Origin of the sequence: Thalassotalea sp. PLHSN55 (genome assembly GCF_052030545.1) — a bacterium.
Taxonomy (GTDB): Bacteria; Pseudomonadota; Gammaproteobacteria; order Enterobacterales; family Alteromonadaceae; genus CANMXU01.
In genome coordinates this window covers 19,790-37,148 of sequence record NZ_JBPDIH010000010.1, presented here as the reverse complement: position 1 = coordinate 37,148, position 17,359 = coordinate 19,790, and the positions used below count along the sequence as shown (strand labels likewise).

General features: G+C 41.9%; 7 protein-coding genes. 1 reads left to right on the top strand and 6 read right to left on the bottom strand.

The window, feature by feature from the left end; translation table 11 throughout:
* The first annotated feature begins 51 nt into the window (after positions 1-51).
* Entirely contained in the window at positions 52-981 is a 930-nt protein-coding gene (locus ACRRSQ_RS17275; RefSeq protein WP_440877028.1) for a heparin lyase I family protein, read from the top strand.
* Positions 982-1,089: 108 nt separating this feature from the next.
* Here the strand turns inward: ACRRSQ_RS17275 and ACRRSQ_RS17270 are convergent, their stop codons facing one another.
* From ACRRSQ_RS17270 to ACRRSQ_RS17245, 6 genes are all read right to left on the bottom strand, one after another.
* Positions 1,090-4,560, bottom strand: coding sequence for a glycosyl hydrolase (locus ACRRSQ_RS17270; RefSeq protein ID WP_440877027.1), 3,471 nt, complete (start codon positions 4,558-4,560; stop codon positions 1,090-1,092).
* A 47-nt stretch (positions 4,561-4,607) separates the two neighbouring features.
* Positions 4,608-6,080, bottom strand: a complete 1,473-nt coding sequence (locus ACRRSQ_RS17265; RefSeq protein WP_440877026.1) for a sulfatase — start codon at positions 6,078-6,080, stop codon at positions 4,608-4,610.
* A 148-nt stretch (positions 6,081-6,228) separates the two neighbouring features.
* Positions 6,229-9,246: a sugar-binding domain-containing protein gene (locus ACRRSQ_RS17260; protein WP_440877025.1), complete on the bottom strand. Its 3,018-nt coding sequence runs from the start codon at positions 9,244-9,246 to the stop codon at positions 6,229-6,231.
* 291 nt (positions 9,247-9,537) lie between these two features.
* Positions 9,538-12,405 carry a family 78 glycoside hydrolase catalytic domain gene (locus ACRRSQ_RS17255; protein WP_440877024.1) on the bottom strand — a complete coding sequence of 956 codons (2,868 nt, stop codon included), beginning with the start codon at positions 12,403-12,405 and terminating at the stop codon, positions 9,538-9,540.
* 96 nt (positions 12,406-12,501) lie between these two features.
* Positions 12,502-14,217 carry a BNR-4 repeat-containing protein gene (locus ACRRSQ_RS17250; protein WP_440877023.1) on the bottom strand — a complete coding sequence of 572 codons (1,716 nt, stop codon included), beginning with the start codon at positions 14,215-14,217 and terminating at the stop codon, positions 12,502-12,504.
* A gap of 206 nt (positions 14,218-14,423) precedes the next feature.
* Entirely contained in the window at positions 14,424-17,249 is a 2,826-nt protein-coding gene (locus ACRRSQ_RS17245) for a family 78 glycoside hydrolase catalytic domain (RefSeq protein WP_440877022.1), read from the bottom strand.
* Positions 17,250-17,359: the final 110 nt, after the last annotated feature.

Below are 17,359 nucleotides of genomic sequence, written 5' to 3'. Positions count from 1 at the left end.
CAGATAAATACCGCTATCAAGACAACAGGTCTCAACACAAACGGAGTCGTTATGTACCATTTACCCGCAGCTTGTTTAAGCCGCGTTAGCAAAACATCATTGTCCACTATAGCCTTGCTTGTATGCACGAGTAATGCGCTTGCACAAAATGAATATAAAGTTAATGAGTCATTTGAACAAGGTGGTTGGAACGCGGCCAGCCCATTAGATTTTACACCTGGGTTAAAAAAAGACATCACGCCAAACTTTATGTTTAATCAACTGCAATCACCCGACGCTTTTGTACTTGAAGACAATATAGTTCGCAGTGGCAAATATTCAGCCAAACTGGTGTGGAAACACAAAAATGCCGCAGCTTTCAATGGCGATAAAAACAAATGGGATAACGTTGACAGAAAAGCGATGTTTCATGGTTTTAAAACCGACAAAGTGATGGGCGCCGAAGCCTGGTTTGGCTTTAGCTTTTATTTTCCTAGCGATGGTACAGCAACAGAGCAAAACAACTGGCTATTTTTCCAAATTCACGGCAGTGCCGACAAGCGTCTTAAAGAGCATTCAAGAAACCCTCCTTTTAGTCTAACCCTAAGAAAAGATGGCCTTGGCGGTAGTTGGAAATGGGACCCCGATGAAAACAGCAAAACTCGCCAAGGCAAAGGTACACAGCCCTATTCAATTGCAGGCACCAAAGCCGATTATCTCGATAGATGGGTGGATTTTGTTTTACATGTAAAAGTAGATTACTCAAGCGAAAAAACAGGTTTACTCGAGCTCTGGGTTGATGGGGAAAAAGTACTAAACCAGCACAATATCCAGTTTGGTTACAATGACGACAAAGGTATATATCCGTCGTGGGGCATGTACTTTAATGGCGATTTAAATGTGATGGAAAATGATCATTACTTATACTTAGATGAGGTTAAAATGGCCGACTTTGCCAACGCAGGTTACCATGATGTCGCGCCAGGTAATCACAAAAAATAAGTTAAGTGCCTAATCAAACAGATTATTCAGCACCTACAATAGCGATCCTTGTAGGTGCTGATTTTTACAATCGGTAAACTAGCAATGAAAACCCGCTAATACAGGGCCTTAGTCTAGGCCTAAATCAACGGTTTGAACCGCAGTTAAACTTACCGGCCCCAATAAACCTGAATCAACTAACGGATCATCTGCTTTGACAAACTTATAAGTCGTAAAGGTGCGACGATGTCCTTTTTTACCAAAGTTTGGCAGTGGCTCATTGTTGGTGTACCAATCAGGCATTACTGGCACGTGCACGTTATTTTCTTGCCAGTACTGTGAGCTATCTGGCAAGCTTTCATCGGTAATTAAACGGTTACTCCATGAGTTAGCGACTTTCACCGTTAATTGGTTTTCACCTAGCTGCAAAAAGGCACTAACATCTAACGTGAATGGTGAAAGCCAAGCGGTAGCCACTTCGTTACCATTAATAAACACTTGCGCGCTGTCACTGACTTTACCCAAATCTAAGATCACTTCCTGATCGTTTGCCAGTAAATCAGCGCCAACAGTGAAGGATTTCTGATAAGTCGCTATACCTGAATAAGCGCGAATTTCTGGATGAGTTGAGTCTTTCCAGTTGGTCAGTTTTTCAAAGGTAAAGCTTTTGTTCAGACCATACTCTTGTTCAAACGTCACTTGCCAGCTGCCAGTTAAGGTTTGCGTCGCTGGCATGCCGTTAAGCACAACCTGTTTAAGTTGACCGTTAACATCAACGCTGAATTTTTGATTGTTTGCACTAACAAATTCAATCGCACCTTGCTCATTATAAAGCGCTTCAACATCGTTATTTCTCACCACTTGTGGGTTCAGCTTTACTTTACCTGCAGCATCATCATTAAATACCACAAATGTAGACTCGTTTGGCGCTAAACGAAAAGCCACCTTCGTAACACCATTGTGACTACTATACGCGGCAACTTTTTTAATTTTACCAGTATTGGCGTCCCACAACTCTGGCACCTTGCCAGTAACTTCAAAGCTAGCATCAAATAATTTACGCTTGCCACTGTCGTTATAAACAAAGTAAATATCTTGGGTGTCGGTTTGTCTATGGGTAAAGAATAAATCTTGAGTGTCTTTAATACGCAAATCGAAATTAAAGCCATGTTGTTGATAAAGTTGTTCCCAATCAGCTTCATTTTTTACGCTTAAGTGCGTGGTCGGTTGCGACCAAATAACCTCAACCATTTGCTCAAATTGTGCTTGTTGCTCGGCAGTGATATTGCGGCCAGCCAACTGCTGAATAGGCTCACCAATAATCACGCCGCCTTGCTTTGCAAACTGGTGAATTTTTTGCACCGAATCAAACGATAAGGTATCGTGATTTTTCAGCACCAGCACTTTATATTTAAGGCCGTGATTTAACTGGTAGCGACCGTCTTGATAAACCAGTTCATTGAGTTTTTCTGTGTTCAAACAGTCGTAATTTATATACGTTGGTACATGTTTGCTTTCACGCTGGCGTCTATCAGGGCAGCCTGTTGGTGCCACTTCACCAAGATACCAAGCAACATCAGAAACCGGTTGGCCTTGACGCAATAAATATTGACCGCGAGCGAGATAGTCAAACCACGCTTTACCGGCGGTATCAAACCAAGGTTGGGTAGCGTCAATATGCGCGCCCCAACGATCCATGGTCATCCCCGGCACAACATGAGTATTGGCTTGATGAACAAAACGGTGGAAAACATATTCATTAACCCCTAATGCCCACGTTTTATCGCCGTCAAATTTGGCGTAGGCAGGATTAAACTTCCAGTTATGATCAACTGTCGCGGTAAACGCTTCAGCAGAAATGATATTACGGTTGTAAATGTGACCAACAGAAATTGCTGACGCTAACATATAGATATCGCGTTTTAACCAGAATTCTCCCATCGGAATGTCGACTTTGCTACCGGCGTCTAATTCATTAAACGGACCATGACCATATGGTTCAGTGTAGGTTTTCATGCCATCGGCATGGGCTAATTCGGTAAAATATTGGTAGTAGTTTTCAGTAATTAACTTATTGCTGAAACCACGAATATCCCAGGTCACGTCTTCAGTGGTGGCGACCGAATCAACAAATTTACCGGCAAAAAGCGGTAAAAATGGCGTTAACTCATAACCTGCGTGCTGCTTAAATTGTGTATCGTAACCTTGAGTCCAATTTTGACCACCGACTTCGTAGCTATCAATTTCCAAATATTGCATTACACCCGGCGCAACGTCTTTGACTTTATTGATCACATTGGTCACGTATGCGTCGTAATGGTTTTTAAAAGCGGCCCGGCTAAATTTATCAACTTCTAAACCGCGGCCTTCATCGGTTGGCGGAATATTGGTAGTGCCTTTAGCGGTGTAACCAAAACGCATAATCGTCCAGTCACCTGCTGGCAATGTTGCCGTTAACTGGCCATTTTTTGATAAATTATCGGTTAAATTAATGATCTTGCTTGAATCAATAATATGCGCTTGTTCTGGCTCGCCAATCGGCGGCAGTTGATGATAATTGGTATGTGTCGCTAGTGTTCTGCCTAAATAGTTGCCCATTCTTGGCGTTGACGCTAAGTTCGCTTCAAATATATTTAAGGTTTTGTCAGCAACAATGCGAAAGTATTTAGCCGTTATCCCTTCAAACGCCGCGTCAAGTGCCCAACGTACACGGCCCGGGCGGTTAATGCGCATATCAACATGTTTTTTAAAGTGTTTACCGTCGTTTGAATACTGCAATTGGTATTTAATATGTTTACCCCAATTAATATCGACACTGGCAAAACGTATGGTTACCGGTTGTTCATAAGCAAATTGTAACCATACTGGTTGGCCGTTTTTAGACTTAATCGACGACACGGTATCTACTTCGATATTGTTGACGACAGTGACATCAAATTCAGGATCAGACGATGTGATGGTTGGCGTTAATTCAGCGTCAACCAATTCGGTTGGCAGTGATGGATAAGCCAAAACAGCGATATCATGGTAATAATCGAGCATGGTCATTGGTTGTGCCAATTGTACCTGCAATTTTTTACCGTCACTTTTTACCACGGTTTCATTCCAAGTCACTTGTTTCATACCATGTTCAGGTTTATTCCACGGACCACCACTTGATGACCAACCGTCGGCATTGTGAATACCAAAACTTAAACCAAGACGTTTTGCTTCAGAGGCCATATGCCCAATCAGATCAATATGCTCTTTGGTATTAAACAAGATATTGCCTTTAGAAATATTGCGACCAAGGTTAAAGTACAATACGCCGCCAATGCCCGCTTTCGACATGGCTTCAAAATCTTTAGTAATACCAATCGCTGACATGTTGCTATTCATCACGTGATACCAAGTGAGAGGTTTCGCCTCTTTTGGCGGCGCTTTAAAGCTTTGCACCAATGACTGATAACTGCTGGCTAGCTCACCTTTTTGTGCTGTTAGCGACTCAGTATTATTTAATGATGACTGAGATTGAATTGGGCTTTCTTGCTCGCCGCAGCTGAACAGGCCAACTGCCGCCGTTAACATAATTATGCATGACTTTTTATTAAAATTATTCATACTAAAATGTACTCTTGTTAAGTGCTTTGCTAGGGTCTTTAAAAACCTTATTTCACGCTAAGTTCATTGATCAATTTTTGATTAAACGTGTGGTCATATTTAGGGTTAAGCTTTATCGGTATATCTGCGCCAATTTGTTGCTGCCACGCATGCAATTTTGCTTTTAATTCGTTGACCTTAGCCGGTAATTGATTAGCAAGATTGACTTGCTCGCTAATATCACTTTTCAGGTTGTATAATTCGTATTCATTATTTTCAAAATACTGAATGAGCTTCCAATCACCGCTACGAATAGCGCTACCGGGGCGCGTTCTAAAAATAGGATCTTGCCCTTGGTCGGTGGCGGCATGATGAGCTTGTAAATAAACAGGGAAGTGCCAAAATAAATCGCGAGTATCAATACTTTCTTGACCTAATAAAAGCGGACTCAAGTCGATACCGTCTAGCACTTGTGCCGGCTGTTTAGCGTCAGCAAAGCTTAATAAGGTTGGGTAAAAATCGGCATTGATAACAGGTGTCGCATCAAGTCCTGGTTGTATTTTCCCTGGTAAACGCACGAGTAAAGGTACTTTCAAACCGCCATCATAATATGATCCTTTGCCTGCACGCAGCGGTGTAGGAAACGACGACATACGATAGCCACCATTGTCAGAGGTAAAAATAACGAGGGTATTTTCTGCTAAGTTTTCAGCAGCTAACATGGTTAAAATTCGGCCAACGTTTTCATCCATTAACTCAACCATTGCCGCGTAAGTTGCTTCCTTTTTATCTTTGATGCCTTTGTTATGGTATTTTTCAACTTTATCAACAGCAGCTTGCAGTGGCGTATGCACAGTGTAATAAGGAATGTAGGCAAAAAATGGCGTGTCTTTGCTTGACTGCATCCAGTCGATTGCCTCCGACGTTAAGCGATTCGTTAAATATTCACCTGTTGGCCCATCTTCTATATTAGGCAAGTTGTAAGGGCTAAAGTAATGAAACGTCATGCCTTGATGACTTCCCGCAACATTAACATCAAAACCTTGTTCATCAGGATCGGCACCTAAATGCCATTTGCCAAAAGTACCCGTTGCATAACCGGCAGCTTTTAACGATTCCGCTAACGTAATAACGTTTGTTTTTAATCCGCGCTGATTGACGATTGGAATTAGCTTGCGGTTTTTTTCATTACCACGCGCCGAAGGCGATACGGTATAAACACCATGACGAGGCCCGTATTGCCCTGACATTAAAACCGCACGACTGGGCGCACAATTTGCCGCGCCAGCATAGGCATTATCAAAACGTAAACTTTGCTGAGCCAATTTGTCGATATTCGGGGTTTCAAATAACTGCGTAGTTTGATTGTAACCCACGTCTGACCAGCCTAAATCATCAATCACAATCATAATAATATTGGGCTGAGAGTTTATTGAGTCAGGTGTTGAGCGCGTATCTAACGGGTCTACTGTAGCGGTTGGGCTTTTTACGCAACCGCCAATAGCGACGCACAATAACAATAGTGAATGGTGTAATCTCATCTAGTTTCCTGTCTTTATCGTTTTATCTTTAAACACATTAGCTAACCCGAACTTTTCTTAACATTAGGTATGGAGGCCAAATTCAACACCCTGTGTAAACAATGTTTACATGGCTAGCTAAGCTATTAATTCGAGTTATTAATTTGAGCTATTTGCTCGCTTTCGCTAATACCACATACATTCTGGCATTTTCAGGCACATCACCATCTGAATTGCCTGCCATAATAATGCTAGTACCGGCTTTTACACGACGTTCAAAAATCGACATAACATTTTTGCCTAATTTAAAGTTGTCGCCAGTATCTTTATAGTCTTCAAGAAATTGTGGGCGAGGCACAGTATCGTCATGCCCAACCCAAATAATCATGTCTTTACCCGCAATAAACTGCAGTTGGTCACGAGCCCAATACGCTTTGTCGGCATTGGGTAAGCGAACATATTCAGCACCCACTAAGTAACGAGGTATTCTAAGATAGTTAATTTCTTGATCGATATACGCCTTTTTACCCCAGTACGCATTAGTACGTAGCACCGCTTTTTCTAAGCCGGTGTAACTAAATTGGCTAAAGAGTTCACTACGTTGTTCGGTATTAATCGGCAATGGCGGTTGCGGCGGCAAATAAGCGGGCAATGGTTGTGCAGTGACTAAATTTTGCGGATAGCTTTGCGGTAATGTGGTAGTTAAACCATTTTTTAAATCAATGGCCTGCGAATTAACTTGAAGAGTAACGTCAGCAAAACCTTCGCGTTTGGCTGTTATAGTTACTGTACCGGCTTCAAGTGTTGAACGAATAGCTAGACGATTAATACCTGACTCAGTTTCTAAGTACATATTATTAGTACTTTTTTCTTTACCACTATTGTAACCACCACGCCAAGTTGCCGGGCCTTCAATGCTAAAGTGCACCATGCTTTGATCAAGTGGATAACGGCGCCCTTGTTCATCAACAGCTTCAAAATCAATTAATAAGTAGTCAGCGCCATTTGCTAACCAGCCTTTTGGCCCAGTAATAGGGGTAAGCTTTAACGCTACTGGTTTATTGATCGTTTCTTTGACTTGCGTCGCTTTAAGTTTATTGTCGATATAGACTTGAGCTTTAATGGTGCCAGCTTCAAATTTCACCTTTGGAAACTTAAAGCTATAGCCATGCTCAGGATTGCTATTGATACCAACTAACTTATTATTAACATAAAGTTTCACCATTTGGCCGTTAGCAACAACGTAGATATCTTTCACGGTATCTTTTTCATAATTCCAATGGCCAACGATATGCGCTTGTGTTTCAGGGCGCCACATCGCTTTAGTGGTATAAAATGCTTCTTTGGGTAAACGTACTGCGTCTACTTCACCACTAGCGCGGGTATTTTCGGTAGGATTTCGACCACCATGTGGGCCATCAGAGAATATCCAATTAGCGCCACCACTGTGGTAGGGTTTTTTACCCATTTTTTGCCACCAATGCTCTACTTGGCGCACCGCAAACTGTTCCGAGGCAAACTTATAAACATTCTTTTTAAAATTATCACTGCTAAAAAAGCTGTTGTCTGGCGAATATTTATCCCAAACGCGTCGCGGCCCTTCATCTCGGTTATATTCGCTTTCAATAAGCGGTAAATGCGCATACTCACGCTCCCAACCTTCTGTGCCAATTTCAATAGACACATAGTCCTTTGACGATAATTTAACATCTGCGCGGCGGTTACCCATCAAGCGCTTACCTTTAGGGTCAAACTCCTTAATTGCAGCGACTATGTCTTGATAATTTTGATGAGACTCTGCCCAGTTGCCACCTTCCCAAATAAAAATGCTTGGATGATTACGGTAATATACTAAGGTGTCTTTAAATGCGGCATAGCGAATATCCCAAGTTTCGCCTGAGTCTTCAGACTCACCCGATACTCCGGGCATTAAGGTCACAAAACCGTATTTATCACCCATCGCAATTTCAGCCGGCGCACCAGCGGCATGGCCCCAACGAATAAAGTTACCACCCGCTTCATCCATTAATCTAAAGGTATATTCACGCATCCAATCGGGCATTGCAGCACCTAAGCCCGCCCAAGCGCCCGTTGGCTTTTGTCCCCAACCGGTTAATTTAACTTGTGCTCCGTTTAGCCAAAAACCGCTGTCTTTATTAAATTCAAAATCACGAATACCTAACGGAGTTTCATAACTATCAACCACCTTGCCGGCGATTTTCACTTTAGTTAAAACTTTATATAGGTATGGATAACGGGTTGACCAAAGCTGCGGCTTGTTAACCTTGCCGGCAACTTCAAAAGTAAACATCGAATTGGCCGCTAATACTGACACTGTGTTAAACGATGAAACAACGTGGCCGTCGTTATCAACAATATCTGCAATTAATTCAATCTCTTGATCTGTCGCTAGTGAATTTTCTACTTGCGCTTGCACACTCACATCAGCACTGTTTTTGCTGACGTTTTCGGCATAAACATAAGTACCAACGGTTTTTAAATTATCGTATAAAGGCAGGGTAATATGCACAGGGTTCATCGCGTGCAAATAAACGTTGCGGTATATACCACCGTGAGTTGGGTGCCAATGTTCATGGTTCCAAACTAACGGAAAATTATCGCGAAAATTATCACCACGATCATTATTTACTTTCACCGCTAAAACGTTTGCTGAGCCATCTTGAGTTAAATATGGCGTTAAGTCATAACCAAACGGAATGAAACCCGTTTGATTTTTACCTAAGTGCACACCGTTGAGATAAACATCAGCAATTTGGCGCACCGATTCAAATTCAATAAAGACCTTTTTCGCTTGTTGCTCAATAGGCAGTGTAAAATGTTTACGATACCAAACCGTACCCCGCCATTGATTTAACTCGCCTTTATGTTTACCTAGGCTGAATTCATCAAAGGTATCAATGTCGTTAAAAGTATGTGGCGTGCTAACGGTTTGCCAATTTGAATCGTCGAAATCGACCTTGTGCGCATTGGCTGGATTATCTTTTAAAAACTTCCAATCAGGATTGAAGTTATAGGTAACACGCTCACTTTGCGCTACAGATAGCGGCTTATTGGATACGCCTGTATCTGTAAAGGCAGTACCGGTAAAGTTAGTACAAGCACCGACGATTAACAGCAATGACGAACAAATAAAAATTGCTCGCATAGGTGATTTAAAAAATAACATGAAATAGCCCTACGCTTTGTTGTATGCACTTAATTTAGTGCTTTATTTTTTGGTTATATGGCCTTACCAATTAAATCATTATAAAGCAAAATCAATCAATTTCAGCTAAAATATTTTATTTTCGATTAAAAAATGGCTTAAAGCCGGTCTTGTTGGGATGTAGAAAAATACATGTTATTTTTGAAGTTTGGTGATTAACACCTGTTTTTGAGCAGCTAAGTGGTATTTTGCTGAAGTTAAAAACGGTTTTTGAGTCGCTTATTATTAGACTCAAAGACCGTTTACAATGCGTTATTTCGACTTAATTTCTAAACTATAACTTCCTGAGGTATATAACTTTTTGGCTTTATTTGGCAAGCTTACCCAAGCACTTGAGTTAAGCGGAATCTCAAACTGCCAGTTAACCGTTTGGCCATTACGTTGCCAACGACTGACAATTTTTCCGTAGCCGGTTTCAAAGCTAACATCAACATTATCTAGCGCCTTTACAAATACAGGTTTCAGTTCAAACTCTTGAAAACCTGGGCTATTTTCAAGTGGTCGAATGCCACCTAAACCTTGATAAAACCAGCCATCGTAGCCGCTATGAAATGGATGATTCAACGAACGCCCGGGGGCATTTCTGCGCTCTGGATCAAGCTCAGGATCAAGCACGCCCTTACGCTCCCATAAGGTGGTGGCGTTAAGCTTTTCAAATTGGTACGAATATCCAGGGTAGCCTTTAGCTGTAAATATATTAAACGCAGTATCGCCATAGCCATAATCGCTAAGCGCTAAATACAAATATGTTTGCCCAAGCGCACCTACCGAGCCATGGCCGCGCCATTTTTCAACAACATCCTTATTTAATGAATCAGCAATGCTTTGACGCAAATGCAACGGTGCTATGCCAAAGCGAAGTGCCATAGCATCGGCAGTTTGACTGCCATAATGACCGTTTTTTTCATCATAAAATTCTTGGTTAAACTGAGTGCTTATCGACTGGAACAATTGACTAAAACGTTCTGAATTTTGCTGTTCGCCAAGCAAGGTAGAAATTTTACTCATTAAATCAGCGCCATGAGCTAACAAAGCTGAGCTGGTAATGGTTGGCGTTGTGTATTGAGGATTACAACGTTTACGTCCCATGCCCGGTTTTAACACCGGATCACACCAGTCGCCATAACCAATGCGCAATAACCCCTTGTCTAATTTGGCCTCGGCAAATTTCATGTATTCAAGCATGCTGGCATACTGATTTTTCAGTACTTGCTTATCACCATGATGACGATAATGCTCCCAAGCAATAATCACTTCGGCAACCGCCCAGTCATACGTGCCACCATGGGTACGTTTACCCGGCACAACCGCAGGCGCTTGAAACGATGCGGTCGTAAAATCGCCCAAATACTTCGGCCAAAAATTAGCCATATTAAAATTATAGTTACCTGTTATTAATGCGGCATGTGCGTCACCTGTCCAACCAGCACGTTCACGAATAGGACAGTCCATCGGCACCGCCATTAAGTTACTTTCATAGCTCCACAGCGCCATATCATGGATACGGTTCACCAAATCGTTTGAGCTTTTAAATGTGCCAGCAATGGCAACATCGCTTCTCACTAAATGCGCAGTGATCGCATCAAGTGCAGGTGCTTGGTTAATGCCGGTGATCTCTAAATAACGAAAACCGTGCCACGTAAATTCAGGCGTCCACGTTCCTTGTTCATCACCTGATGCAATATAACCGTCAACTTGTTTTAATAACGGCGCACCGCCGCCCGTTTTTTGACTGATGTTGCCGTCGACATCCGCCCATTCAGCATAACGAAGATAGATCGCTTGGCCTTGGGTTAGCCCTAATTTATCAAGATTTACCGTTGGCACACCGGTAAAGTTTTGGCCAAAATCAAGTACCCAAACATTCTTTGCAGGTTGATATAATTTTTGCGCCACCATGGCTTTTATTGGTCTTATCGGTGGTAATAATTGCGGCTCTAACTTTTCTGTTGGCCACGTTTTTAGTACTTCAACAGCCTGCCAGTTGGCTAAATTCGAGGCATCAGTATTACTGTGCCAATCATTAATACCTTGGTTAGCGTCAAATAATTCACCAGAAAAAATGCCTTCTTTTAACACCGGCGACGCATGGCTTAACCATTGGTTATTTGAAGTGACCAATTGACGAGAGCCATCGTCATAAATAAGTTCAAGTTGCGCGATAAATTTAGGCTGTCCATAAGATAAGGTTTTGCTTAATTCTCTTGAGGCACCGTCAGGGTTTTTCCAACGACTAAAAGCGATATTTTCATCATACCAACCACTACCAAGATGCACAGCAATGGTGTTTTTTCCAGAAAACAGCAAAGAGGAAACTTCATCAGTATTATACAAAATACGTTTGTCAAAATCGGTTTGGCCCGGATCCATTATGCGATCAGAAACACGTTGACCATTAAGGTAAATTTCGTAATACCCTGCAGCTGTACTGTGTAATTTAGCGCGCAGCAACGTTTTAGTTGGCTCAGCTATAAAGCTATGACGAAACATACTGGCTTTTGGCTGATTCTTTACCTGCTCAAGAACTAGCTTTTGCGTTTTTATTTTATGTGCCGGTAAGGTTTTTAGCGCTTGCGCATGAGTATCGGTCGCATAATGCGCCCATTGACTCACTGCCGGGGTAACTTGTGCAACATCGCGTTTGGCCACTTGTAGCCATTTAGCTTGCCAGTCGTTTTGAGTAAGCAAGCCCATTTCCCATGCGCCAGTTTCACTCCAATCGCTTGGCTGTTCGCTACCTTGCTGCCAAACACGAACACGCCAAAACGCACCGTCATTCGCATTTAATGCTGCGCCATTATAAGCAATATTTAATGACTGCTTACCTTGAACCTTGCCACTGTCCCACAGCAAAGCACTACCCGTTTCAAAAGCGCGTTGTTTGCTGACTTGAATTTGATAATGAGATTGGCTGTGCACATTTGCACGCCATGACAAACGCGGCTTTATATTGTGCACGTTAAGTGGTTGCGCTTTACCTTCAACCAACAAGGTATTTGGACGTTTTTTGCTGTTATCCTTACTATTATCTAGGTGGTTAGCGCTATTATCGATACTGGTGTCGTAACTGCAGCCAACGCCTGATATTAAACACAAGAGTATGAGGAATTTTTTTATCATTTTAATTTATTTTCCTGTTATCGCTTTAATTTGAGTTTTTTACCAACAATCAGTTACGCCAAATTCACGTTTACTGATCGTTATAGTTGCTAGCCCTTAGTGACTAACTGACATTTTTTGTCGCAAGCCAAACAACAGAGTTAATCCAAGAATAACTGCGCCGCCAAAACTGCCACTTGATGAACTGCCATCTTTCGAGCTTTCGCCTGTTGGGCTATCACCTGATACGTTACCGTCTGGTGTAGAAGTTGGGCTAGGTGCAACTGCGCCTATATCAAGATCAATGACTTGAACGTACAGTGGTTGCGCGGTGCCTGATTTTTTCTCCATCAAATAGTAATAAAGCTTGCCGTTATTTATGTGCACTCGCCCGTGGTCAAATCGCTTGCCGTCGGTTGCTTCATATACGCGGGTAAAACCATTAGTGCCACCGATAGCCTTTTCAACATAAGGGAAACCAGTCGGAGTTAAGCCAATAATGTAAATATTGTCACCCGAGGTATAAATATTTGAGGCACCAGCAAATTCTGTTGTATGCGTAAACTCGTTATCACCTGCGGGTTTATATGAATGAATGTAAATTTCTTGATAATCAGCACGATTACGATCGGAGGAATACACTTTACTGATAATATGAATGTCGCCACGCTCGGTAACGGTCCAGTCGAACGAGCCAACAATGTGTACAGAGTTTGCTTCGCGATGCTCGATGTAATCGCCGGGCTCAAATACTTTAATTTCGTCAGCATTAACTAACGGAAACGTCATGCTTTCACCGCGATGATTTTTCCAGTCGCCAGCACCTTCACTATGATCTGAATAGGCGTAATACACGCCATTTTGATAGGTATATTTGTCGTTATTGTTTGCGCTACGCTGCTGAAATCCTACGCGCAGTTTGCCATTAACATATTTCATGTGGCCATAAAGACCCCAGTTATAAGCATTGCCGAAAAGCGTTTGGTCTTTTTCGTTAAATTGCGTGAAAGTAGACCATTTTTGCTCTGCCGCGTTATATCGATTAAAAACATAAGCGCCATTATTATTGCCACCTAAGCGCATATATAACAGCAAAGTACCGTCAACATTAGTGAAAAATGTTGGGTAAGTGAGTCGGGCAAAATTACTTTTATCCGCCAGTTCTCCCGTCATCACTAGGTGTTTATAATCATCTGCACCTTGGCTAACGCTACTGGTGTCTTTAACAAATTGCGCTAAAGTAAATGCGTCATCTTCTACTTCAGCCGCACCGACAACAGAGTATGAATAGCGAAAATAGTCGTTTTTAAACTTACCGCTATGATTGGTATCGTCATAAGCGTGCATATCGTAAAGTAAGTGAATAGTGCCATTTATCGGGCTTATCGCCACCGCGATGGTATTGTGAGATTCGCCCACGAGCGGATCACCGCGAAAGCCAGTATGCTGATGAGGAAATTCAATCGATTTAACAACGCCTGTTTTTTTATTGTAGCGCGACAACATAACATGACGGTCGTATTTGCCACCGCGATACCAGGTAGTAAAAATATAATCTTTGTAGGCTTTAACACTGTCGCCGTGCGCTGAGATATTCGGCCCGAAAAAATAATCGTATTTATCGCTCGTGCTGTCGGGCGAGTTAAAATTACCAAAATCAAGGTTTCGGCCATCAAAGTGCAACGCACCATCGGTAATTTTTATTTCATTTTCTAAGCTAACATTTGCTAACGCGTGACCAGCATTAAACAGTAAAGCTAATGTGCAAAACGACGCAACTAACCTACCACTATTTGCAAGCTTACCAGTTAACACCCTGTAATTTATCTTCATTCTTGTTTCCTAAATCAAATATTCACTAATGCCCACTCTTCATATTAAGTGCTATACCAACACCTATGAGCATATTAGACCAAAAAAGACTGATAATGATTCATTATTGCATAATATGATTTTATTTAAATAATTTTTTAGCAGAAATAAAAAAGCGCACTCATTAGCGCGCCTTCACTTACAGTTTTTAAATTAATAACAAGGCGTTATAAAAAATCGCCGTGAATTTCGTACTTACCTGGCGGTAATTCAGACAGCTGTTTATTAGCCATTGCCACGCCATTAAAGGTGATTTTTGATAACTTCACACTAGGTAAAACCAAATTAGCAACGGTATTTTTAGGCACAGTAACCGACATTGCTAGCTGTTGATTTTCTGTTTGCCAACTCACCGAAACTTTTCCTTGCGGCGTGGTGTAACTGCCACTTGCTTGGTTTAGTTGGTGACCAAATTGCGGAGCAATAGTAATCGCTTCAAAGCCCGGTTTTGCAGCTTTTATACCTAAGATCCCTTCATAGAACCAACGCGATATTGTGCCGTATGCGTAATGGTTTAGTGAGTTCATGCCTTGCGAATTAAAACCGTCTTCAAGCGAGTATGAATTCCAACGCTCCCAAGTGGTGGTTGCGCCATTGTTAATTGAATAAAACCATGACGGATACGTTTCTTTAAACAGAAGTTGGTATATAACATCACTTCGACCAGCATCTTGTAGCACTTGTGTTAATAAAGGTGTACCTAAAAAGCCGGTACGTAAATGTGAGTCAGCCGCGTTGATCAAAGCAATCAGTTTATTCACCGCAAGCTCCTGCTTTTGCGGTGGAAATAAACCGTACGCTAAGCCCAATAAATAGGTAGTTTGTGTTTCAATACCGTTTTTAAGATTTAATTCGTGGTCAAAAAAGTGCTGCTCAAAGGCTTGTTTGATTTGCTGATGCAACTTGGCGTAGGCTTTTTCATCGTCGGTTTTACCTAACACAGCTGCGCTTTTCATGGTCAGTTCAACCGAGCGGGCAAAATAGGCAGTGCCAATTAAATTGAAATCGGTATTACCACGGTTGCCATTGTCACCTTCTTTTAAGTTGCTCGGAAAAGGTTGCAACCAATCACCAAACGTCATCATGTTCGAAATAAGGTTTTGGCTTTTTTTCTGATGGTATTTTACCCAACCTTGCATCATTGCATAGTTGTCAGCCAAAATAGTTTTATCGCCGGTTACCTGATAAAGCTCCCACGGAATAATAGTGACCACATCGCCCCAACCTGACGAAGTCCATTGAATTTTCCAGTCAACAAAAGGAATATACAGAGGAATTTTTCCGTCACTTTTTTGCTCTTCGCGAATACTTTGCAGCCATGCTGACCAAAAGCCGTAAACATCGGCCATGTACATTGACGGTGTGGCAAATACTTGCGCATCTCCAGTCCAACCAAGACGTTCATCTCGCTGTGGGCAATCAAGTGGAATATCATAAAAATTACTTCTTAAACCCCAAACAATATTTTGCGAGAGCTTGTTCAATTTTGTGTGTGAACTTTCAAAGCTAGCATGAATATCAACGTCGGAGTGTTGAACCATTGCCGTTGCCCACGATTTTTCGGGCTTTTGACTCTCATCAAAACCTGAAATTTCGATATAACGATAGCCATGATAAGTATAGGTAGGCTGGTACTCAATGTTGCCGCTAGCACTTGGGTAATAATAGTCGGTTGAATGGGCAGTACGGTAGTTTTCAGTGTAAAACTCACCTTTGTGCAATGCTTCAGCAAATCGTATTTTAACTTCCTTGCCAGCAACAACCGGAATGTTAATTTTGGGAACACCCACCATGTTTTGGCCAAAATCAAAAATCACGGATTGGTTATCGGCACGTACAATTTCTTGCACAGCAAGTTGCTCGGTTATGCGAATAGGCGCATGACGTTTAGGGGTAAGCGCAACACCTGTATCAAGCGCTTCTTCTTTAGCCGATTGCCACTGACTTGCGTCAAAATTCGCTTGCGCCCAACCCGGCATTTCTAACGACTGTTGGTAGCGTTCACCATCATAAATACTGGCAAAACGAATCGGGCCATTTTGTGTCACCGACCAAGTGTTGTCAGTTGCGACAATTTCTTTTTTGCCGTTAGCATAGCTAATTTCTAACTGGGCTAATAAACGCGCCGGCTTTTTATGATCTTTCTCAAACTGATCAAACGCACGTCCTGCATACCAACCACCAGCAATGCTTGCACCAATGACATTTTCTCCTTGAACAATAGTATCGGTAACATCATAAGTTAAAGATTCAATGCGCTTGTCATAAGGCGTCCAACCTGGTGTCATTACATCATTTTCGGCCACTTGCGCACCATTGATATATGGCTTAAATAATCCCTTTGCAGTGATATATAGCTTAACGCTGCTAACATCACCTTCAACAATAAAGCTTTTACGCAAATATTGTGGCGTGGCGAGTAACTCAGGCGTTGGCGCTTTTTGTAGATCAGTATCTGGGTGCCCTATCCACTTTGCTTGCCAGTCTTGTTGAGATAATAAACCCAACTCCAGTGACTGTATTGCGCTCCATGCAGATCTTTGCTGGTTTTCATCCCATACGCGAACACGCCAATAGACTTTTTGTCGAGAATTTAACGCCACGCCTTGGTAATGAACCCAAGAGGTCTGCGCCGAGATAATTTTACCTGAATCCCAAAGATCCGGGCTGTTATCAAAGCGCTGTTTTGTACTCGCCGCTTGAAGTTGATAAGCCGATTGAAATTTTGCGCTGCTATTAGCAGCCAGTTGCCATGAAAAGCGTGGGGCTTGTTCGTAATAGCCAAGCGGATTTTCAAAACCTTCACCAACAACCAGTTTCACTGGGCTTTTCGGTAAAACAGTTTGCTGCTTATCTGTGCTACAGCCAGTTAATGACATGCATAAAAACAAACCTATAATGCATGTATAAGTAAAGCTTAATGGTTTACCAATGAGTTTGTTGGCGGTGCTGTTAGGTAAATGTTTTTTACTAAACATTTGTTGAATCGACATATATCATCCCTCGAATATCACTTTCATTCGAATACTTGTTTATAGTTATTTTATTCTTGTTATCAGCTCGTTGCTGAACTTCTACACTTAATTTGACTCGTTTAGCAAAA